Consider the following 21,284-nt stretch of genomic DNA (forward strand, 5'->3'; position numbering starts at 1 on the left):
CGCTCTTAGAGTGGGTTGTTCTTTTCATTTGCGGGTAATGATACGCATAGATAAAGATTTGTATAGGAGGGAGTCATCACCATGACGGAGGAACAACCACGAACTAGGCAAAGTAAAGCCAAGAAACCAAGAAAGAAGAAACGGTTATCATCCAAGAAAGTGTTTCTTATTTTGTTTTTTACAGCTGCACTTGCAGTCGTGTGCGGCATTATCGGGTATTTATTTATTATTTTGAATGGCGAGCGCATCTTGACCGCTAACCAAGAAAAGTTGATTTTGCCCGAAGCTTCCCACGTCTATGATAAGAACAATAACGAAATTGCTTCGTTATACAATGTGAATGATGCACGTGAGAACATTGAGCTTTCCCAAATTCCGAAGACGCTGCAAAATGCGTTCATTGCAACTGAGGACCAACGGTTTTATCAGCACTCGGGTATTGATTTCTTCTCGATCGGCCGGGCGATTGTGAAAGACGTCGTCGCTAGAAGCGCGGTAGAGGGCGGCAGTACGCTTACACAGCAGTTGGCCAAAAACATTTTCTTGTCGGCTGATAAAACGTTCTTCCGCAAAGCGACAGAGGCTTCAATCGCCATTGCGCTAGAGAACAATAAGACCAAGGACGAAATATTGGAAATGTATTTGAACCGGATCTACTTCGGCAAAGGCATGTATGGCATTAAGCAGGCGTCCGAGTATTATTTTGGCGTTGAGCCGAAGGATCTGAAATTATGGCAGATGGCGACGTTGGCAGGGATGCCGAAGGCGCCTAACCGTTACAATCCAATTAATGATCCTGATGCGTCCAAAACACGCCGCGGCGTTGTGCTGAAGCTAATGCTGGACCAAGGGTATATTACGCAGGCTGAGAAAGACGAAGCAGCGGCAGCGGAATATAAGCCATCGATGATGAATAAGCAGGCGAATCCGCAGCTGTATCCTGCATTCGTCGATTATATTATTGATGAAGCGGTTGAGAAGAGCGGCATTAGTGAAGAGGAGCTGCGGATCGGCGGCTACAAAATCCATACGACGCTCAATCCGGTCGCCCAGAAAGTGGTAGAAAAAGAATTTTCGGATGATGATAACTTTGAGAAGAGTGTTGACGATATAAAAGTGCAGGGCTCTATGATGATATTGGACCATCGCAATGGCGAGATTCAAGCGATTGCAGGCGGCCGGGACTACGAGAAAAATTCGTGGAATCGCGTCACCAAGCAAAGGCAGCCAGGCTCATCATTTAAGCCGATCTCTGCCTATGGCCCAGCGCTGGAATCAGGCGAATTTACGCCGAATTCGACTTTGCGTGACGATAAGCAATGCTTCGGCAAATATTGCCCGACTGACTCTAATAAAGTGAAATATATCGGTGCAGTTAGCATGAAGCAAGCAATTAAAGAGTCCCGTAACTTGCCAGCGGTCTGGATGCTGAATCAGATCGGCATCGATAAAGGGCTGGATTTCGCCAAGAAGCTAGGCTTCGAGCTTAGCGACCAAGACCGCAACTTAGCCATTGCATTAGGCGGGTTGACCAATGGCGTATCGCCAGAACAGATGGCAACGGCCTATAGCGTATTTGCGAACGAAGGCAAGAGTGTGGATCCGCATTCTGTCACGAGCATTGACAATAAAAATGACGATCCTGTCTACACGTATCATGAACCGAAAGCAAAGCAGCTGATTAAAGAGTCGACGGCGTCTGGCTTAACTGAGATTATGTCCGGCGTAACCGAACAAGGCGGCACAGGCACGAAAGCGCGTCTGGATCGTCCGGTCGCAGGCAAGACAGGCACGACACAGCACGGCGTCAAAGGGCTTAAATCGAGTGCCAACCGTGATGTCTGGTTCGTAGGATATACACCTGAATGGACAGCAGCCGTCTGGATGGGTTACGATAAGACGGACAAGGATCATTTGCTCACGAAGAGCAGCGGCCAGGCAGCGGCGCTATTCGGCAAAATCATGTCCGAAGCGATGAAGGATGTGCCTCGGGATAGCTTCCATAAAGTTGAACAAGAAGAGCCTGAGGAAACGGCTAAAGAGCTTAAGCAAGTGGCTGGTTTATCCGCCCAGTATGATGCCAACACTCATACGGCTAAGTTGATCTGGCAGCCTGCTGCTGGCGAAAACCTCGTATACCGCGTATATCGGAAAGAGACGAGCGAAGCTGATTTTACACGTTTATTAGATGTCGCATCAGGCTCTTCTGCTGAGGATATGGGCGTAGCGCCAGGATTATCGTACCAGTATTATGTGACTGCGTATGATGCAGCTACGGATACGGAAAGCACGCCTTCCGCAGCAGTTGCACTCGTTGTTCCGCCGGAGGAACTAGAGCCTATGGAGCCTGTTGAGCCAACGACGCCAGTTGAGCCGCCTACAGATGGTAATGAAGGCGGAGATGGCGGTGCTACCCCTGGCGATTCGGGGAACAACGGTTCGGGTAACGGCCAAGGCAATGGGAATGGACAAGGCAATAACGGCAACGGCAACGGTATTGGAAATGGAAACAACGGGAATTCGAGCGGCACTGGCAATAACACGGGTACGGGCAATAACAACAGCAATTCTGGAAATTCGAATAGCAGTGAAGCAGGAACAGGAAACAACAGCGGGCAAGGGGACACTTCTGGCACCACCAATGGCAATGCTGGCGGGGAATCTACAGGTGGCAACGCTGGTGCGGTTAACGGGGGGACTGCTGGCCAAGATACGCCAGCGACAAGCAGCAATGGCGATGAGAATGTAACGCCGCTCGTGCCAGATCCACTTGTTCCAACCCCTTAGGCGGCTACGCGCTCGGCTGTCCGGTTCCGGCTGACCATACAAGTCTGAATGACTGGAGAGGCGAGGGTTAACCGATGATGAAATTATCTAGCAAGCAATTACGTATGGGTGTTCTGCTGCTGTCGATTCTGCTGTTAGCATTAGCAACAGCAGGATGCGGCAGCAAGAATGCCAATGCGGGAGTGAAGCAGCTAAGCAAAATGCCAGAGATGGAGATCGATCCGAACAAAACGTATAGCGCCGAGTTCCACACGAGCAAAGGCGACTTCAGTATCGATTTGTTTGCGAGCGATGCACCAACAACGGTTAATAATTTCGTTTATCTGGCCAAACAAAAGTTTTATGATGGCGTACTATTTCACCGTATCATCGAGAGCTTCATGATTCAGACCGGAGATCCTACTGGCACTGGTTCTGGCGGTCCGGGATACAATATTCCGGACGAGCTTGGGTCGGATCATAAATATGGCTTAGGCACTGTAGCGATGGCCAATTCAGGATCGCCGGATTCCGGCGGAAGCCAGTTCTTTATTTGTACAGGCCCAGACTGTGCAAACTTGAATTTGCAGCCGAACTATACGATTTTTGGCCAAGTAACTGAAGGTATGGAAGCAGTGCTGGCGATTGCCAAATCGCCCATTATTGAGGACGGCGAGTATAACTCCAAGCCGAAAGAAAAAATAACGATTAACAGCATTGATATTAAAGAGAAATAATGAGCATAAAAGATAGGAGGAGCGTTTCTTGCGCTTCTCCTTTTTCTATAGGGACAACAGTGCTTGGTTTATTTTGTGCGTACGCTGGTGATGGAACCTAGATTGTGGTAAGCTTTTTTTAAGGTAAATTGTTGGAAGCGACGTGTTGGAAGGAAGGGCTCGCCACAGGGGTTGGCGGCTTTTTTCGCATCTTAACGGAAAGGTACGTTCCGCATGAAACGAAAATTTTCGGACCGGGCTAACTGGCGGCGTATTTTGCGTAAGAGCTATATGTGTCTTGCCATGGACGGAGACGAGTTTCGAGGGCTCGTCACTTTTTATCGGATTCATGAACTAAGGGAACCGCTCTGGAAAGAGTATAACGGCAGGCGGCATTGCCTTGCAGATCGCGGTTATTTATGGATGCAGCATTTTCCGCGGGGCGAACACTTTGTTGTGACGACGATGTTCGATGACAAAGGGCGCGTTGTCCAATGGTACATTGATATTTGTAAGACACAAGGAATGACGGACCAGCAGGTCCCATGGTTTGATGATTTGTATTTGGATATCGTAGTTTTGCCAAGCGGTGAAGTTTTCCTGCTCGATGAAGATGAGCTAGAGGATGCAATTAGGCAAGGAGATGTAACAGGCAAAGACGCCGCAATGGCACGGAAGACAGCAGGAAGGCTATTATCTGCAATCCGCAATGGGCGGTTTCGTTATTTTACGCTCAGCCTCAAGCATCGAAAGAGCTTAACCGAGCGGTCGGGAGAGCTTAGCGAATCATGAGGAGCGTTGTGATGAACAAATCGAAAATGGGCAGCGGTGCCCGGCGTCGCCGGAAGCGTTCGCCGCTGCTCCTATTGTTACGCATCGTCGCCTGGGTAGCTGTACTGGGCGTCCTTTGGTGCGGCTATTTACTCTGGCTCATTAACGATGTGAAGAGGCCAATGCCACAGTCGCTGCCTAAGGCAGATGTGATGATCGTATTAGGGGCAGCCTTATGGGATGACAAGCCAAGCCCAGGGCTCAAGGAGCGGTTGGATTACGCATACAGCCTGTATAAGCTAGGAAAAGCGGACAAGCTGATCTTAACCGGCGGATTAGATGGCAATGGCTCAACGATAACGGAAGCGGAAGGCATGCGCCGTTATTTGACCGCGCGCGGCATCCCCAATTCCAAGCTGTTAATCGAGAATAAGGCGACCAGCACTTATGAAAATCTGTTATTTAGCAAGCAAATTACGGATCGTGATGGGATGAAGCAGGTGCTCATCGTCACCCATGACTATCATGCGTCCCGCTCAGCCGAAATTGCCCGATATGTAGGTTTTCATAAGCCAGTAATGGCACCGTTCAAATCTAAAGTTTTGAAGATCAAATACAATCAATCGCGAGAGGTGTTAGCCTACACCAAATGGAAAGTAGATGCGGTTGCGCTACGATTTGGCTGGAAAGTGAAAGTGCCTGAGATCGCGTATTTTAACCAGTAGTGTGAAGTTGCCCGATCAAAACCATACTTTTTGCCCGACTTCCAGAATAAGCTGTATATAGCGATAGCTGGCCCGCGCATGTCCGTGCATAGCCAGCTGTTAGCAGCGACGGGATTGAAGGGACAGGTGATCGAGCGAAATGAACGACCAAATCGCGTCGGGGGCGAAGAGCGGAACTCGGCCATCCCGCCAAATCAATGTAGTGCTACGCAGTCATGATTCGAATGGCGCTGCTGCGCCTATAGCTGACCAGGAACCGCTCGCAGCTGTTAAACCGCTGCCACCCGGTGACCATTATGCCGACATCCAGAAAGAACTCGATGTAATGGTCGGCTTGGATAATGTCAAATCGCTTGTCTATGAAATATATGCGATGCTTCAAATTGCACAAATGCGATCTGAGGCTGGGCTGCATGGCGGCGCCCATGTTTACCACATGATTTTCAAAGGCAATCCAGGTACTGGAAAAACAACAATTGCACGTATTGTTGCGAAGCTGCTGCAGAAGATGGGCGTGTTAACGAAAGGCCATCTTATTGAGGTTGAACGGGCAGATCTTGTTGGCGAATACATTGGGCATACAGCCCAAAAAACACGTGATCTCGTACGGAAAGCCGTTGGCGGCGTATTGTTCGTCGATGAAGCATACAGCCTCGCACGCGGTGGCGAGAAGGACTTTGGCAAGGAAGCGATTGATACGCTTGTAAAAGCGATGGAAGACATGCGTAATCAATTTGTGCTCATCTTAGCGGGCTATCCGGCGGAGATTGAGCATTTTCTCATGACGAACCCGGGCCTTCCGTCACGTTTTCCGATCCAGATTGATTTTCCGGATTATTCGATTGACCAATTAATTCAAATTGCTGAGCTAATGGCCAAAGACCGTGATTATGCACTGCTGCCGCAGACTGTATTCAAGATGCGCCAGCATCTGATGCAGGAGAAGCATATGTCTATATTCTCATTCAGCAACGCACGATATGTTCGGAACATGATTGAAAAATCGATTCGCCATCAAGCCGTGAGGCTGTTATCGCAATATGCGAACAGCTCGCCGGGCAAGCAAGAGCTGATGGCCATCCGGCCTGAGGATGTGAAGCTGGAAGGGCAGTCTAGCGGCGGAAGGCGTGAAGTTGGTTATACTTAAGCTGTAGATTGGTTTGGAAGGAGTGCACCGACAAACGATGCGCAACGTTACCCACGAGGTAGAATACGGCTTAGCTGAACGTGCAGTCCTAGTCAGTTTAGTAACGCCTGAAAATAAACGAAGCGGCATGAATCCCGAGCATTCACTCGATGAGCTCGTCAACCTGGCCGAGACGGCTGGCGTGGAAGTGTTGGCGACTTTGACACAGAACAAGGAATCAAAAGATACGAGATGGTTTATTGGCAAAGGCAAGGTCGAGGAGCTTCGTGCTATTGCTGAAGAAATGGGCGCGACTACGGCGATATTCGACCAAGAGCTGTCAGGTGCTCAGGTTCGAAATCTCGAGGAATCACTGGATCTCAAAATTATTGACCGTACGCAGCTTATACTCGATATTTTTGCGCAGCGTGCCAAGACGCGTGAAGGCATTATTCAGGTAGAATTGGCGCAACTGAGCTACTTGCTTCCTCGGCTATCCGGCCATGGCAAAAATTTATCGCGATTAGGCGGTGGCATCGGAACGCGCGGACCCGGCGAGTCTAAGCTTGAGACCGATCGCCGGCATATTCGGGATCGCATCTCTGATCTGAAAGGTGTGCTGGAAGAGGTGGTGCGCCACCGCAAGCTTCACCGTGAACGCCGCAAGAAAGCGGGAGCCGTACAGGTTGCGTTGGTTGGCTATACGAATGCTGGCAAGTCTACCTTGCTCCGTGAGATGACGGATGCCGATGTATATGTCGAAAACCAATTATTCGCAACGCTGGACCCAACTTCCCGATTGCTGGAGCTGCCGAGCGGCAAGGAAATCATTCTGACCGACACAGTAGGGTTTATCCAAAATCTGCCGCATGATCTGGTTGCTGCGTTTCGTGCGACGCTAGAAGAAGTATGCGAAGCAGATTTGGTCCTCCATGTCGTGGACAGCTCGTCGCCTACAAGAGCGGACCAAATGCGGGTAGTGGATGAGGTGCTAGGCCAACTCGGCGCGTCAGGGAAGCCGACTTTAACTATTTATAACAAGAAGGACATGTGCCCGCCACAAGAGCGTATGCTGTTGCCAGACGGGGGCGAGTCGATGGTCATTAGCGCTTACGAGCTTCTCGATCTTGATCGGCTGCGCCAGTCGATACAAGACCATTTGACAGGAGATACGCGAACCTTTGGCGTGCCTGCAGATCGCGGTGATTTGGTTGCGCTTATTTACCGAACAGGAGAAGTACGGTCTCAAGAAGTTGACGGCGAGCAGCTATTGCTGACTGTTGAACTGAATAGGGCAGATTACGAAAAGCATCTAAAGACACTTGAACCATACATGATGGTTACGGAATAAGGGAGAGTCGAAATTGCCATGCATCAAGATGATAACGTGTGGACACACTTGGAGAGTTGGGCGGAGGCGGCCGAACGGCGCGTTTCCGCTTCTTTTGCGCTGCTAGACAAGACGGCGGAGCGCAACCAATGGAAAGTGATTCAAGCTTTTCAGAAGCATAAGGTTAGTGATTTTCACTTTAATGGCTCAACGGGATACGGGTATAATGATCGCGGCCGAGAAGTGCTGGATCTCGTTTATGCAGACGTATTTGGAGCAGAGGCGGCGCTCGTGCGCCCACATTTTGTCTCTGGCACGCATACGATCGGAACAGCGTTATTTGGCGTGCTTCGTCCAGGGGATGAGCTATTGTACGTAACAGGCAAGCCGTACGATACGTTACATAAAGTTATCGGCAAGCCGGGCGACGGGACAGGGTCACTGCAAGACTGGGGGATTGGGTATGGCGAAGTTGAGCTGCTCCCAGATGGTTCGGTAGATTGGGATTCTGTCGCACAGCGTATGACCGAACGGACCAAAGTGGTCGGCATTCAACGTTCGCGTGGTTACGATTGGCGTTCCTCCTTTACTGTTGCGCAGATTGAAGAGATGGTCCAGCGTTTGAAAGCGATCAAGCCTGATGTTATTGTGTTTGTCGACAACTGCTATGGCGAGTTTACCGAGTTAGCAGAGCCAACGGAGGTTGGTGTTGATTTAATGGCAGGCTCGCTCATCAAAAACCCAGGCGGGGGAATAGCTGCAACCGGCGGATACATTGCTGGCAAAGCTTCACTCGTAGAGTCTGCTGCATTTCGCTTGACGGCTCCTGGCATTGGCGGAGAAGTTGGTGCGACATTAGGGACATTGCGCGGCATGTATCAAGGGCTTTATTTGGCACCCCATACGGTAGGACAAGCATTGCGCGGGTCTGTACTGGCTGCTGCGCTATTCGAAATGCTCGGATTCGAAACGAAGCCGGCATGGAATGAGCCTCGTACCGACCTTATCCAAGCGATTCGGTTCGGCAGTGCAGAACACCTTATTGCCTTCGTGCAGGGCATCCAGAAATCGTCGGCAGTCGATGCCCACGTTGTACCTGAACCATGGGACATGCCGGGATATGAGCATCCCGTAATTATGGCAGCTGGCACGTTCATTCAAGGGGGAAGCCTAGAGCTTTCGGCTGATGCCCCAATAAGGGAGCCATACATCGCTTATATGCAAGGTGGCCTGACCTATGCTCATGTGAAATATGGTATACTCACAGCGTTAAGCCAGATGGCGGAACGCGGAATATTGCGCATTAAACCTTCCACAACTTGACGTGTCATGTTAGCAACGTTACAATAAAAACATAACACGGCTACTGGAAGGTTGATGCGAAAATGGGTGACGAAATACGGAGAAATATGGCGCTGTTCCCGATTGGGATCGTCATGAAGCTCACGGACTTGACCGCACGTCAAATTCGCTACTATGAGCAGCATGAGTTGATCGTGCCTGCCCGCACCGCGGGGAATCAACGTTTGTTCTCCTTTAATGATGTTGAACGTCTGCTGGAGATCAAGTCGTTAATCGAGAAGGGCGTCAACATTGCCGGAATCAAGCAAGTCATGAACCCACTGAACATGGAATCTGAAGAAGCGACGGTCATGAGTGAACAATCAGAAGTTAAACGGCGCGAATTGTCGGATGCCCAGCTTCATCGTTTGCTGAAGCAACAGCTGCTGGAGAAACGTCCTGGCAAAGCTTCTATGATTCAAGGCCAGCTATCCCGATTCTATAACAAGCATTAAAAGCGCTCTCATTATTGGGAATAGCCTGCAACAATTGCGCACCACTGACTTACCTATAACCATTATTATTCGTTGAAGGAGATGATCTCGTGAGCTACACAAAAGAGGACATCCTGCGTATTACGAAAGAAGAGAACGTCAGATTTATCCGTTTGCAGTTCACTGATCTGCTCGGCACGATTAAGAACGTCGAAATTCCGGTTAGCCAGCTGGAGAAGGCACTCGATAACAAAATGATGTTTGACGGATCGTCGATTGAAGGTTACGTCCGGATTGAAGAATCAGACATGTATCTGTACCCGGATCTTGATACGTGGGTTGTATTCCCTTGGGTAACGGAAGATCGCGTTGCACGCTTGATTTGCGACATTTATATGCCTGATGGCACGCCGTTTGCTGGTGACCCGCGCGGCATTTTGAAACGTGCCCTGCAAGAAGCTGAAGAAATGGGCTATACCGCAATGAACGTTGGTCCAGAGCCTGAGTTCTTCCTGTTTAAGACAGACGAGAAGGGTAATCCAACGACTGAGTTGAACGACCAAGGCGGATATTTTGACCTCGCACCAATGGATCTTGGCGAAAACTGCCGTCGTGAAATCGTTTTGACGCTCGAGGAAATGGGCTTCGAGATCGAAGCATCCCATCATGAGGTTGCTCCAGGCCAGCATGAGATCGACTTCAAATATGCCGATGCGATCAAAGCAGCTGACCAAATCCAAACGTTTAAGCTCGTCGTTAAGACGGTTGCCAGACAACATGGCCTGCATGCTTCCTTCATGCCTAAGCCGTTGTTCGGCGTAAACGGTTCAGGCATGCACTGTCACCAATCGTTGTTCCAAGGCGATGTGAATGCTTTCTATGACGAGAGCGATAAACTCGGCCTGAGCCAAACGGCTCGTTATTATATGGCAGGCATTCTGCGCCATGCACGCGCGTTTGCTGCAATCACGAACCCTACGGTCAATTCGTACAAGCGTCTTGTTCCGGGTTATGAAGCACCATGCTATGTTGCATGGTCGGCGAGCAATCGCAGCCCGATGATTCGTATTCCAGCTTCCCGTGGCCTAAGCACGCGCATTGAAGCTCGGAATCCAGATCCGGCAGCGAATCCATACCTTGCACTTGCTGTAATGTTGAAGGCAGGTTTGGATGGCATTAAAAACAAAATGACGCTGCCTGCACCGGTTGACCGTAACATCTACATCATGAGCGAAGAAGAGCGCGTCGAAGAAGGCATTCCTAGCTTGCCAGTAGACCTCGCAGAAGCGCTGCAAGAAATGCTGCGCAGTGACGTGGTATGCGATGCGCTCGGCGAACATGCTTTGGCTCACTTCTACGAGTTAAAAGAAATTGAGTGGGATATGTATCGCACGCAAGTCCACCAATGGGAACGCGATCAGTACTTGACGCTGTACTAAAGGTTTCATGAGATAAGAGGGAGTCCCACGAGCGTAAACTTGGGGGACTCCTTTTTTCCGTTTGAAGAACAAAATAGTAACCATTTACCGGGAGACTAACGGACTAAAGCCGCCTTTGCAATAAAACAACCCCAGCTAGGCATGGTGCCAGGCTGGGGTTGTATGTCGTTCAGGTAAGGATAAGGCGAGCGAATTAGTGAATATCGCGGAATAATCCGATTACTTTACCTAGAATGGTTACATTCTTAAGAAGAATTGGTTCCATCGTTGGGTTCTGAGGCTGGAGGCGAACATGATCCTTTTCTTTATAGAAGGTTTTCACTGTTGCTTCATCTTCCTCGGTCATTGCTACAACGATGTCTCCATTCGATGCTGTTGGCTGCTGGCGGACGATAACGTAGTCGCCATCGTGAATCCCAGCTTCAATCATACTTTCGCCCATAACGCTTAGGATGAATACGTCATGATCGCCAACCATGTGGGATGGAAGTGGGAAGAAGTCTTCAATATTCTCAGTAGCTGTGATCGGCACGCCTGCCGTTACTTTGCCGACGATCGGTACTTTAGCGAATGACATAGCGAATGAGGAATCAAGATCCGCATCGCCGTCTAAAATTTCAATTGCTCTAGGCTTCGTAGGATCCCGGCGAATAAAGCCTTTCTTCTCCAGTCTGTCTAAGTGGCCATGTACGGTAGAGCTGGAGGCAAGTCCGACCGCTTCGCCGATCTCACGAACGGAAGGCGGATATCCTTTATCCCGAACTTCGTTCTTGATAAATTCAAGAATCGCCTGCTGGCGGTTGGAAAGCTTCGACACCATCATCACTCCAAAGGTAAGATTATAGCAAATTATAACACAGAACCGGAGTTCGTACAAACATAAGTTCGAGGGCACACTCGTTCGCAAAATGATGAGAACAAATGTTCCGAAATCAGCTTGACCCAAACAAATGTTCGTGGTATATTATGGTCATCAAGAACAAGAACAAATGTTTGGGGTGCTGATAAATGTACATTAGTAGCGGAATTTCTTCAACTTCTTATAATAGAACGAGTCGGGTGGCGCTGAAGCAAACTCGTAACGAACGGCGGAACACTTGGGTTATTTTCATGAAATGGGGGTTTGCACTAGCGTTCGCTATTATTTTGTTCTGCGGTGCGCTTCTTGTTATTACGGAGGCATCAAGCGAGCAGCCGGCTTCACCAATGGAAGGTGAGACCATCGTGTACGTCGCGCCGGGCGACACATTATGGGAGATCGCATCTACAGCCATTGGGCATCATGGTGATATTCGTGAAATGGTGCATGAGATTAAAGTGAGGAATGGGCTGGATTCTGAGTTGCTGCAATCAGGGCAAATGCTAATCATCCCGAATTGACAGCAGGTTCATCATAGGAGAAGCAAGTAAAGGCCGGTCCGGATGGGATTGGCTTCTTTCTCGTTGCCTCGTCCTTGACAACCTATTGATGATAATGTCAAAGTAGTAAGGGATATCGCATCATGTATATATAGAGAGGAGATTACGGAGATGGAAGAGCTAATTGCGAGGATTAATGAATTGTCCCGTAAACATAAATCGGTAGGTTTGACAGAAGCCGAGACAGAGGAGCGAGCAGAGCTTCGCCGCAAATATTTGGAGATTTTCAAAGGGAATTTCCGAAACCAATTGGATAACATCGTAATTGAAGGCAACGAGAAGGACGAAGGCGACAAACCTCCAATTAAACATTAATCCGATCAGAATGTTATGCTTAACGGGATTGGCTAAATAAGGTATGATGATGAGAGATCATGGATACGTTGAGGAGGGGATTTATGCAATATCGTTTACTCGGACGAAGCGGCCTTGCCGTATCTGAGCTATGCCTGGGCACGATGACATTCGGAAACACGACGGATGAACAGCAATCCAATCGAATGATCGATCAGTTTCTGGATGCTGGCGGCAATTTTCTGGATACAGCTGACGTGTATGTGAGCGGCCGTTCGGAGGAAATCGTCGGCAAGGCGATTAGCTCGAAGCGGTCCGATGTTATTCTGGCTACGAAAGTGCGATTCCCTACTGCTTCCCATGTGAATGGGGCGGGCTTATCCCGTAAGCATATACTCGATGGAGTTGAAGCAAGCCTGAAGCGCCTAGGCACGGATTATATTGACTTATACCAAGTACATACTTGGGATCAGGCAACGCCTATCGAAGAAACATTGCGTGCGCTAGATGATCTCGTTACTGCCGGCAAAGTCCGTTATATTGGATGCTCTAATTTCTTTGCTTGGCATTTAATGAAGTCGCTTGCGGTTAGTGAAGCGCAGCGGTTTGTGCGATTTGTCGCGATTCAACAGCAATACAGCTTAGTTAGCCGTGAGATGGACCGTGAATTGCTGGAACTATGCATTGAAGAAAATGTTGGTGTTATTCCATGGGCGCCAATCGGCGGGGGCTTCTTGACCGATCGATATGGTTATGAACTCCCTACGGAAGGCCGGTTGGCTAATCCTAATGGGGGAGAAAGCTCATGGGCTGTACGCGGAACAGAACGCAACTTGTCCATTCGCGATGCTGTAAGGCAGACAGCGAAAGAGCTGGAGCGCACGACAGCTCAAGTGGCATTGCGTTGGCTAATTCAACGGCAAGGCATCATCTCGCCGATTTTTGGCGCGCGAACGCTAGAGCAATTCGAAGATAACATGGGAGCGATCGGCTGGGAGCTATCAGCAGAATCGTGGAATAAGCTTGATGAAGCTAGCGCGTTGCCTGCTGAATATCCGAATCGTTTTATTCAGAAGTTCAGCCGAGGGCTGAAGTAAGCGATTGGAAGCGGCGCTCTAAACGCAATGCAATATAGGTTTAACGCATTTGAAGGAGGGCATTATTCGTGTCACGTTCGTGGGAACGCAAAGTTCGCAACAATATGAACCAATTAAACAAACAACGCAAAAAACAAGGCATTCAAGCGGTTGTGCCCAATGCGGAGCGTTCTGATATTTACAAAGGCAGAAGCTTCATTGGACCGATTCTGCTTCTTTTCATTGTGATGGCATATGCGTTGTTAGATAGCAATCCCAAAGCCTCACAAAGCAATTTGTATTGGATAACAATTGGCTGTTATATTTTGCTGGCTGTTATTATGCTCCTTCGCCGCCCTTACCTAAAGATCGGGCAAGACTACGTCCAGACGCGTAAATTTTCGGGTGACAGGCGCCTGAAGGCTGAGGAAATGAAAGCCATTAACGTCCAAGATGGATATATTGTCATTTCGCGCCATCGTGGCGGAAATTGGGTGTTTGCACGCATCACGAATTTGTATCCGACTGCCGCTATGGCGGAGCGGCTCAAAACTTTCGCGCAGCAAAATCAGGTGCCGTACAACGTAAAGTAAACGTCACAGTGCCTTTTTTGATAGATAAAGCCGAAAAACTCATTAAAGAATCAGGGAGAGACAGTGGATTATGACGAAGAAAGCCGTACTATTTGATTTGGATGATACGTTATTGTGGGATGACCGAAGCGTACAAGAAGCGTTCGACGCAACTTGCCGGTATGCTGCAGAAGCGACTGGAGTAGAAGCAGCCGCACTTGAAGAGGCGGTTCGCCATGAAGCTCGAGAACTGTATGCGACCTACGAGACGTTTGAATTCACCAAAATGATCGGCATTAACCCATTTGAAGGGCTATGGGGCAACTTCACGGGCGGCGAGCTGGAATCGTTCCGCAAGCTGCAAGCGATTGTGCCAAGCTACCGGACGGAAGCATGGACACGCGGCCTTCGTGCACTTGGTGTCGAGGATGCAGCGCTTGGTGAAAAGCTTGGCGAAATGTTCCCGGCAGAGCGCCGTTCGCGTTCGCATGTATATGAAGAAACGTTCCGCCTGCTTGACCGGCTGAAGGGCAAATACAAGCTGCTGTTGCTTACAAACGGTTCCCCTGACTTGCAGCAAGAGAAGCTGGACGGCGTGCCTGACTTGGTTCCTTATTTTGACCATATTATCATCTCTGGCGCATTTGGCGAAGGCAAGCCAGCAGCATCGATTTTCCGCCATGCCTTGGACAAGCTTGAGATTGAGCCTGAAGATGGCGTGATGGTTGGCGACAAGCTGACGACAGACATTCTCGGCGCAAACACCGTAGGCATGACATCTGTATGGATCAATCGCCATGGTGTAAAACGGACGGACGAAATTGTGCCCACGCATGAGATTTCGCATTTAGAGCAACTGTTGCCGATTATCGAGTAAAGTCGAGCGGGAACAGCAGTGCCATTTGAACAAAAGAAGAAGCCCGCAACGATCGTTGCAGGCTTCTTCTTTTGTATTTATGCTTTTTGGAAAGTTGGATCGGCATAAGGGTATGCAATCCAGCCGTCTTTCTCGATGAAAAGGCGAATCGCAACGATTTGGCGATTGTCCATCAGGGTGAAGAAGTGGGCAACGTTCTCAGGTACAGAGATAATGTCGCCTGGCTCGAGCTCGACATCGAAGTAGCCTACGTCGTCGGAGCCTTTAATGATAAAGATGCCGCGTCCGCCAACGATTGCTCGGATTTCATCTTCGGTATGCGTGTGAACGTCTTCGAATTTTTTCAGAAGCTCATCAAGGTTTGGCGTTGCATCAGAGAGGGTGATGACATCCCACGTCTGATAGCCGCGGCGAGCGGCCAGATCGCGAATTTCAGCGTCATACGTCGACAGGATTTCAGCTTTCTCATCGTCTGTTAGCGTGAATTTCTCTTTCAGCTGAGCAGGAAGCTTCGCCATGTCCCATTTCTCGTAGATAACGTTCTGGTTGTTAAGGAACTCGCTTACGTTAGCGTCGCCTTGGATGCGCTCGTTCGTATTGCGAATGCGTATTTCTGCCATTTGCCATTCCCTCTTTTCCAATAGGAATTAAATTTCAGTGCGTAATATCCTATATTATAAAACAAAAAAAAGTGCCTGTCGACCAATTGACCTTTTCACATTAGAACCTTTCTGGTAGACTAAATGTTAATGATTTTTGTCGAAAGTGGTGTGGAGAAACGCATGACGAAACCTAGCTTAAAGCAGTTGATGCAGGAACGCATTCTTATTATGGACGGCGCGATGGGCACGATGATTCAGCAAGCGGATTTGACGGCTGACGATTTTGGCGGTGACGATCTCGACGGCTGTAATGAAATCCTTGTGCTTACGCGGCCTGACGTCATTCAATCCATACATGAACAATACCTTGAAGCCGGAGCCGACATTCTCGAAACGAACACGTTCGGTTCAACGAGCGTGGTTTTGCAGGAATATGATATTCCCGAGAAAGCGCGTGAGCTGAATCTAGTGGCAGCGAAGCTGGCGGTTGATGCGGCGAATAAATATTCGACGCCTGAGCGGCCTCGTTACGTAGCAGGCGCGATGGGACCGACAACGAAAACGCTGTCCGTTACAGGCGGCGTCACATTTGATGAGCTGGTTGATAGCTACTACGAGCAAGCTGTTGCGCTTATTGAAGGAAAAGTAGATGCGCTCTTGTTGGAGACGAGCCAAGATACGCTGAACGTAAAAGCGGGCAGCATCGGAATTAAACGCGCTTTCGAAACGACAGGCATTGAGCTTCCGATTATGATCTCTGGCACAATTGAACCGATGGGTACAACTCTCGCGGGACAGACAATTGAATCGTTCTATCTCTCGCTTGAGCATTTGAAGCCGGTATCGATGGGGTTGAACTGTGCAACTGGGCCGGAGTTCATGCGTGACCATATTCGTACGTTGAGTGAAATTGCATCATCTGCAATTAGTTGTTATCCGAACGCGGGCCTCCCTGATGAGAACGGGCAATACCATGAAACGCCGGAATCGCTTGCTGCCAAGATGGCGGGATTTGCCGAGAGCGGCTGGTTAAATATCGCCGGCGGATGCTGCGGTACAACGCCTGCACATATTCGCGCGATGGCGGATGTGATGGCGCGTTATGAGCCACGCCGCAAACTGGGCGAGCATTTGCCAGCGGTAACTGGCATTGATACCGTTTATATCGAAGACGCGAACCGGCCAATTATGGTCGGCGAACGGACAAACATCTCAGGCTCATTAAAGTTCAAACGATTGATTAAGGAAGGCTCATTCGATGAAGCTTCCGAAATCGCGCGGTCACAAGTAAAGAACGGCGCGCAAGTCATCGATATTAACTTGCAGGACACGGATGTGGACGAAGAGTACGCGGTCCATCAATTTATTCCACAAGTTGTGAAGAAAATTAAAGCGCCACTTATGCTTGATTCAACCTACGACCATATCATTGAGTTGGGGCTGAAATATTCGCAAGGCAAAGCGATCATAAACTCGATTAACCTCGAAGATGGGGAGTCGAAGTTTGAGAAGATCTTACCGCTCATCCATCAATATGGCGCTTCTGTTGTTTGTATTCTCATCGACGAGCGCGGCCAGGCGGTTTCGCGTGAAGCGAAGGTTGAAGTTGCGGACCGAGCGTATGATTTGCTCGTGAACAAATATGGTATGACGCCAGATGACATTATTTTTGACCCGAATATGTTCCCTGTCGGTTCCGGTGACCCGCAATACATCGGTTCTGCTGTCGAGACCATTGAAGGCATTCGCCTTATTAAACAAAAATACCCGCGCGTCAAAACGATTCTCGGCCTCAGTAACATCTCGTTCGGTTTGCCGCCAGCCGGCCGCGAGGTGCTGAACTCCGTTTATTTGTACGAATGTACGAAAGCGGGTCTTGATTATGCCATCGTAAACTCGGAAAAGCTGGAACGGTATGCATCGATTCCGGCAGAAGAGCGCAAGCTGGCAGAAGACCTTATTTTCCATACGAGCGATGAGACATTAGCTTTGTTCGTCGCAGCTTTCCGTGAGAAGAAGGTTGAGAAGAAGGAGAAAACGTCCAATCTGACGTTGGAGGAGCGCCTTGCTTCCTACATTGTCGAAGGGACAAAGGAAGGGCTTATTCCAGACCTCGATGAGGCGCTCAAAACTTATGCACCGCTCGCAATTATTAACGGTCCGTTAATGGCGGGAATGGAAGAGGTCGGCCGGCTGTTTAATGGCAATGAGTTGATCGTAGCGGAAGTGCTCCAGAGCGCAGAGGTTATGAAAGCTTCCGTCGCGCATCTTGAGCAGTTTATGGAGGTAGAAGAGTCGTCAGTTAAAGGGAAAATTATCCTTGCAACTGTTAAAGGCGACGTGCATGATATCGGCAAAAACTTGGTCGAGATCATCTTGTCGAATAACGGCTACAAAATTATTAATCTCGGCATCAAAGTACCGCCAGAGCAACTGATCGAAGCGTATCGTAAAGAAAAAGCCGATGCCATCGGATTGTCGGGCTTGCTCGTTAAATCAGCCCAGCAAATGGTCATTACAGCGCAAGATTTGCGCAGCGCAGGCATTGATGCGCCGATTCTCGTCGGTGGTGCTGCACTTACGCGCAAGTTCACAAAGACGCGGATTTCGCCAGAGTATGATGGGCTTGTCCTGTACGCGAAGGATGCGATGGACGGGCTCGACATAGCGAATAAGCTTGTGACGCCTGATCATCGTGAGCGACTAGAGCAGGAGCATGAGGAGCTGCGGGCATCTGGCTTCGGCATTACCGAAACGGTTAAGCCGATGCCAGAGTTATCGCGCGCAGTTCGTTCGAATGTGGCGACTGATGTGCCTGTCCAAATCCCGCCGGATTTGGAGCGTCACGTTATGCGTAACATTCCAATCCCGCATGTGGTGCCATATGTGAATATGCAAACGCTGATTGGCCACCATCTCGGGCTTCGCGGCAATTTCGATAAGTTGATAGCAGATGGCGATGCGAAAGCGGAGCAGTTGAAGGAAACAGTCGACGGCATTTTCCGTGATGCAACGGTTAATGGTTCGATCAAAGCGCACGGCATGTACCGGTTCTTCCCGGCACAATCGGAAGGAAACGACATTCTCGTCTATGATCCAGCCGACCATACGAAGGTGCTGAAACGGTTCTCGTTCCCTCGCCAGCATGTTGAGCCTTACCTCTGCTTGGCTGACTTCCTGCGTTCGGTAGAGAGCGGTGAAATGGACTATGTTGGTTTCCTCGTCGTAACGGCGGGCCACGGGATTCGGGAACGGGCGGAAACGTATAAGGATAACGGCGATTACTTGTTATCGCATGCGATTCAAGCGACGGCGATTGAGTTGGCTGAAGGGCTCGCGGAGCGTGTCCATCACATCATGCGCGACATTTGGGGCATTCAGGATCCTGTTGACATGACAATGGCACAGCGCCATGGCGCTCGTTATAGAGGCATTCGCGTATCGTTCGGATACCCTGCATGCCCGAATTTAGAGGATCAGGGGCCATTGTTCGAGCTGATGAAGCCAGAGGACATTGGCGTCGAGCTGACAGAAGAATTCATGATGGAGCCAGAAGCGTCTGTATCTGCAATGGTGTTCTCGCATCCAGAAGCTCGTTACTTCAACGTCGATAAAGCTTAATAGCCGTTAATCCCATATGACAGATAACCTCCGGTATGCCGCCCATTCGAGCGGCTTGACCGGAGGTTTTTTCCCAAGGAAAGGATGGTGTCGAAGTGGAGCTTACTTTTCTAGGCACTGGCGCTGGCAGGCCAAGCCGATTGCGGAACGTTACATCAGCCGCGTTAAAGCTGCCTGCGCCTTCGCAGTCGGTCTGGTTATTCGACGCCGGTGAAGGCACGCAGCATCGGCTGCTTGATACGCCGATTAAACTGAACCGCATTGACCGCATTTTTATAACCCATCTGCATGGTGACCATACGTTCGGCTTGCCTGGGCTGCTAAGTACGCGAGCTTATGATGGCGGCGTTGGGCCGGTTACGATCTACGGGCCAACTGGCGTGCAGCAGATGGTCGAGTGCTTGTTCGAGCTGAGTGGAACGCATATCGGTTATGACATACAGTATGTGGAAGCGTTCGATGGCGTAATTTTCGATGACGGGCAATACCGGGTCGAAGCTGCGGCCTTGGAGCACCGGATTCCTTGTTTTGGGTATAGGGTAGTAGAATCGCCTCGTCCTGGGCGGTTGGACGCTGACAAGCTGAAGCAAGCAGGCGTTCCTTCGGGACCGTTATATGGCAAGCTTAAGGCAGGCGAAGATGTCACCTTGCCTGACGGCAGGGTGATCAAATCATCTGATGTAACGGGGGCTTGCATCCCCGGGCGAATCGTTACGATTTTAGGCGATACGAAGCCATGCAGCAATGCCGTTCGGCTTGCCGACAATGCCGACCTGCTCGTACACGAAGCAACCTTCGAAGCTGGCTTGGAAGAAAAAGCAGCGTTGTACGGCCATTCGACGACGGTGCAAGCTGCTGAGGCAGCTAAGCAAGCAGGTGCGCACAAGCTTGTTATGACCCATTTTAGCTCGCGTTACGAGTTAGAAGATGCGGTGCAGCTTACGAATGAAGCGAGAGAAGTATTTCTGAACACCGAAGCGGCATTTGACGGAGCTGTGTTCGACATTCCATGCCAATGCTAGAACGGAAGGTTAGCCAGTAACGGCCCTTACAATAACATAACGATTCCCAAACAATCCGATAATGGACTTCAGGTAGGATATTGCCAACAAAGCTGTGGTTGCAATCCTAAGCTGAAGAGGTGAGCGCGTTATGGATACGGGAAGCCATTTGCTATTCGGATTTACGCTTGCGGGGGCAGCTTTGCTCGTGCCAGAGGTTGCAGGAGACGCTTCGCTTATACATGCGATGGTAGCGGCGTCGATGATCGGAAGCCATGCGCCTGATTTCGATGCAGTCGTTAGGCTGAAAGGGGAAGCGGCTTACCTGCGTAACCATCGTGGGATTACGCACTCCTTGCCTGCGCCGTTCGTATGGAGCTTGATGATCGGCTTGCCTTGTGCGGGCTGGTTTGGGGTGATGGAGCATGCGCTGTTAGTCATCATGTGGTCGCTGCTTGCGGTTGTTTTTCATATCACGCTCGATTTGTTTAACGGCTATGGCGTACAATGCTTGCGGCCATTTTCGAGCCGGTGGCTGCATCTGGACGCATTATGCTTGTTTGATCCTTACCTGTTCGCCGCACATTTAGTTGGGGCTTTGTTATGGATTAGCGGGCTGCTGCCGCAGCCGGGGCTTATGTTTTCGATTCTATATGCGGCAACGTGCGCCTATATCGGATGGCGATGGTTCGAGCACCGGCGCAGGCTAAAACAGGTTGAGGCCGTGATGGGTGCAGGACTGCGCGTGACGCTTCTGCCAAGCATGAGAGGCGCTACATGGCAATTCGTGGCGGAAGGCGCAGATGAGTACCGGACCGGCAATGTCAGCAATAAAGGCGTGCAGGTAGAAGCAACGATTCACAAGTCTCTTTCTGGCCAATTGCCTGACGCGGCGCTTGCAACGATGGCAACGGACGGCGTTCGGGCATTTTTGAATTTTGCTGAAAATGTTCATGTCAATGTGCAAGAGCGGCTCGACGGGTATGAGGTAACGTGGAGCGATGTGCGGTTTTGGCATAATCATAAAATGCCTTTCCATGCAGCGGTAACGCTCGATCGGCAAATGAATGTTCGCGATTGCAGGCTCGGTTGGGACAAAAAAACATGGGAACCGCCGCATGTGTAACGAATAACTCACACGACTTAGAAGCAGCCCGCCACAGCGATTAACGCC

Annotated in this window: 19 protein-coding genes; 17 read left to right on the top strand and 2 right to left on the bottom strand. The window is 49.9% G+C overall.

The window, feature by feature from the left end; genetic code table 11:
* Nucleotides 1-81 precede the first annotated feature (81 nt).
* The 9 genes from GON22_RS08680 (at nt 82) to glnA (ending at nt 10,648) form a co-directional block, all read left to right on the top strand.
* Nucleotides 82-2,787, top strand: a complete 2,706-nt coding sequence (locus tag GON22_RS08680; RefSeq protein WP_160395720.1) for a PBP1A family penicillin-binding protein — start codon at nt 82-84, stop codon at nt 2,785-2,787.
* A 74-nt stretch (nt 2,788-2,861) separates the two neighbouring features.
* Nucleotides 2,862-3,503, top strand: coding sequence for a peptidylprolyl isomerase (locus tag GON22_RS08685; protein WP_202113156.1), 642 nt, complete (start codon nt 2,862-2,864; stop codon nt 3,501-3,503).
* A gap of 213 nt (nt 3,504-3,716) precedes the next feature.
* Complete coding sequence (locus GON22_RS08690; RefSeq protein WP_160395721.1) at nt 3,717-4,274, top strand: DUF402 domain-containing protein; 558 nt, start codon at nt 3,717-3,719, stop codon at nt 4,272-4,274.
* Nucleotides 4,275-4,285: 11 nt separating this feature from the next.
* A complete protein-coding gene (locus tag GON22_RS08695; RefSeq protein ID WP_160395722.1) occupies nt 4,286-4,978 on the top strand; it encodes a YdcF family protein in 693 nt (230 codons plus the stop codon).
* Nucleotides 4,979-5,117: 139 nt separating this feature from the next.
* The gene (locus GON22_RS08700) at nt 5,118-6,125 is read left to right on the top strand and encodes an AAA family ATPase (protein WP_160395723.1); all 1,008 of its coding nucleotides are present in this window, start codon (nt 5,118-5,120) and stop codon (nt 6,123-6,125) included.
* Nucleotides 6,126-6,162: 37 nt separating this feature from the next.
* A complete protein-coding gene (gene hflX / locus GON22_RS08705) occupies nt 6,163-7,455 on the top strand; it encodes a GTPase HflX (RefSeq protein ID WP_160395724.1) in 1,293 nt (430 codons plus the stop codon).
* An 18-nt stretch (nt 7,456-7,473) separates the two neighbouring features.
* Nucleotides 7,474-8,757, top strand: coding sequence for a methionine gamma-lyase family protein (locus tag GON22_RS08710; protein WP_160395725.1), 1,284 nt, complete (start codon nt 7,474-7,476; stop codon nt 8,755-8,757).
* Between the two features lie 62 nt (nt 8,758-8,819).
* A complete protein-coding gene (locus GON22_RS08715; protein ID WP_006036770.1) occupies nt 8,820-9,230 on the top strand; it encodes a MerR family transcriptional regulator in 411 nt (136 codons plus the stop codon).
* An 89-nt stretch (nt 9,231-9,319) separates the two neighbouring features.
* Nucleotides 9,320-10,648 (top strand): type I glutamate--ammonia ligase, encoded by a 1,329-nt coding sequence (gene glnA / locus GON22_RS08720; RefSeq protein WP_006036771.1) that lies wholly within the window; start codon nt 9,320-9,322, stop codon nt 10,646-10,648.
* 193 nt (nt 10,649-10,841) lie between these two features.
* Here glnA and lexA read toward each other — a convergent pair whose 3' ends face one another.
* Nucleotides 10,842-11,465: a transcriptional repressor LexA gene (lexA, locus tag GON22_RS08725; protein WP_160395726.1), complete on the bottom strand. Its 624-nt coding sequence runs from the start codon at nt 11,463-11,465 to the stop codon at nt 10,842-10,844.
* Between the two features lie 293 nt (nt 11,466-11,758).
* On the opposite strand from lexA, the gene GON22_RS08730 reads away from it, so the two are divergent.
* The 5 genes from GON22_RS08730 (at nt 11,759) to GON22_RS08750 (ending at nt 14,886) form a co-directional block, all read left to right on the top strand.
* Complete coding sequence (locus GON22_RS08730) at nt 11,759-12,028, top strand: LysM peptidoglycan-binding domain-containing protein (RefSeq protein ID WP_160395727.1); 270 nt, start codon at nt 11,759-11,761, stop codon at nt 12,026-12,028.
* 150 nt (nt 12,029-12,178) lie between these two features.
* Nucleotides 12,179-12,382: a DUF896 domain-containing protein gene (locus tag GON22_RS08735; RefSeq protein ID WP_160395728.1), complete on the top strand. Its 204-nt coding sequence runs from the start codon at nt 12,179-12,181 to the stop codon at nt 12,380-12,382.
* 83 nt (nt 12,383-12,465) lie between these two features.
* Nucleotides 12,466-13,458 carry an aldo/keto reductase gene (locus GON22_RS08740; protein ID WP_160395729.1) on the top strand — a complete coding sequence of 331 codons (993 nt, stop codon included), beginning with the start codon at nt 12,466-12,468 and terminating at the stop codon, nt 13,456-13,458.
* A gap of 68 nt (nt 13,459-13,526) precedes the next feature.
* Nucleotides 13,527-14,030 carry a hypothetical protein gene (locus GON22_RS08745; protein ID WP_160395730.1) on the top strand — a complete coding sequence of 168 codons (504 nt, stop codon included), beginning with the start codon at nt 13,527-13,529 and terminating at the stop codon, nt 14,028-14,030.
* Between the two features lie 70 nt (nt 14,031-14,100).
* The gene (locus tag GON22_RS08750; protein WP_160395731.1) at nt 14,101-14,886 is read left to right on the top strand and encodes an HAD family hydrolase; all 786 of its coding nucleotides are present in this window, start codon (nt 14,101-14,103) and stop codon (nt 14,884-14,886) included.
* A 77-nt stretch (nt 14,887-14,963) separates the two neighbouring features.
* Here GON22_RS08750 and GON22_RS08755 read toward each other — a convergent pair whose 3' ends face one another.
* Entirely contained in the window at nt 14,964-15,506 is a 543-nt protein-coding gene (locus GON22_RS08755; RefSeq protein ID WP_160395732.1) for a 1,2-dihydroxy-3-keto-5-methylthiopentene dioxygenase, read from the bottom strand.
* A gap of 162 nt (nt 15,507-15,668) precedes the next feature.
* Here GON22_RS08755 and metH point away from each other — a divergent pair, with 162 nt between their 5' ends.
* The 3 genes from metH to GON22_RS08770 all read left to right on the top strand — a co-directional run bounded on the left by metH (nt 15,669) and on the right by GON22_RS08770 (nt 21,236).
* Nucleotides 15,669-19,109 (top strand): methionine synthase, encoded by a 3,441-nt coding sequence (metH, locus tag GON22_RS08760; RefSeq protein WP_160395733.1) that lies wholly within the window; start codon nt 15,669-15,671, stop codon nt 19,107-19,109.
* 95 nt (nt 19,110-19,204) lie between these two features.
* Nucleotides 19,205-20,131: a ribonuclease Z gene (gene rnz, locus GON22_RS08765; RefSeq protein ID WP_160395734.1), complete on the top strand. Its 927-nt coding sequence runs from the start codon at nt 19,205-19,207 to the stop codon at nt 20,129-20,131.
* Nucleotides 20,132-20,261: 130 nt separating this feature from the next.
* Nucleotides 20,262-21,236, top strand: a complete 975-nt coding sequence (locus tag GON22_RS08770) for a metal-dependent hydrolase (protein ID WP_160395735.1) — start codon at nt 20,262-20,264, stop codon at nt 21,234-21,236.
* Nucleotides 21,237-21,284 lie beyond the last annotated feature (48 nt).

This window comes from Paenibacillus sp. MMS18-CY102, from assembly GCF_009789195.1.
In the GTDB taxonomy this organism is placed as follows: domain Bacteria; phylum Bacillota; class Bacilli; order Paenibacillales; family Paenibacillaceae; genus Paenibacillus_T.

Bases quoted from the DNA above. Each gene is read 5' to 3' on its own strand.
- GON22_RS08770 (WP_160395735.1), top strand. From the start codon at position 20,262: ATGGATACGGGAAGCCATTTGCTATTCGGATTTACGCTTGCGGGGGCA.
- GON22_RS08700 (WP_160395723.1), top strand. From the start codon at position 5,118: ATGAACGACCAAATCGCGTCGGGGGCGAAGAGCGGAACTCGGCCATCC.
- GON22_RS08735 (WP_160395728.1), top strand. From the start codon at position 12,179: ATGGAAGAGCTAATTGCGAGGATTAATGAATTGTCCCGTAAACATAAA.
- metH (WP_160395733.1), top strand. From the start codon at position 15,669: ATGACGAAACCTAGCTTAAAGCAGTTGATGCAGGAACGCATTCTTATT.
- GON22_RS08755 (WP_160395732.1), bottom strand. From the start codon at position 15,506: ATGGCAGAAATACGCATTCGCAATACGAACGAGCGCATCCAAGGCGAC.
- GON22_RS08680 (WP_160395720.1), top strand. From the start codon at position 82: ATGACGGAGGAACAACCACGAACTAGGCAAAGTAAAGCCAAGAAACCA.
- GON22_RS08695 (WP_160395722.1), top strand. From the start codon at position 4,286: ATGAACAAATCGAAAATGGGCAGCGGTGCCCGGCGTCGCCGGAAGCGT.
- GON22_RS08685 (WP_202113156.1), top strand. From the start codon at position 2,862: ATGATGAAATTATCTAGCAAGCAATTACGTATGGGTGTTCTGCTGCTG.
- hflX (WP_160395724.1), top strand. From the start codon at position 6,163: ATGCGCAACGTTACCCACGAGGTAGAATACGGCTTAGCTGAACGTGCA.
- GON22_RS08740 (WP_160395729.1), top strand. From the start codon at position 12,466: ATGCAATATCGTTTACTCGGACGAAGCGGCCTTGCCGTATCTGAGCTA.
- GON22_RS08750 (WP_160395731.1), top strand. From the start codon at position 14,101: ATGACGAAGAAAGCCGTACTATTTGATTTGGATGATACGTTATTGTGG.
- GON22_RS08730 (WP_160395727.1), top strand. From the start codon at position 11,759: ATGAAATGGGGGTTTGCACTAGCGTTCGCTATTATTTTGTTCTGCGGT.
- GON22_RS08715 (WP_006036770.1), top strand. From the start codon at position 8,820: ATGGGTGACGAAATACGGAGAAATATGGCGCTGTTCCCGATTGGGATC.
- GON22_RS08690 (WP_160395721.1), top strand. From the start codon at position 3,717: ATGAAACGAAAATTTTCGGACCGGGCTAACTGGCGGCGTATTTTGCGT.
- GON22_RS08710 (WP_160395725.1), top strand. From the start codon at position 7,474: ATGCATCAAGATGATAACGTGTGGACACACTTGGAGAGTTGGGCGGAG.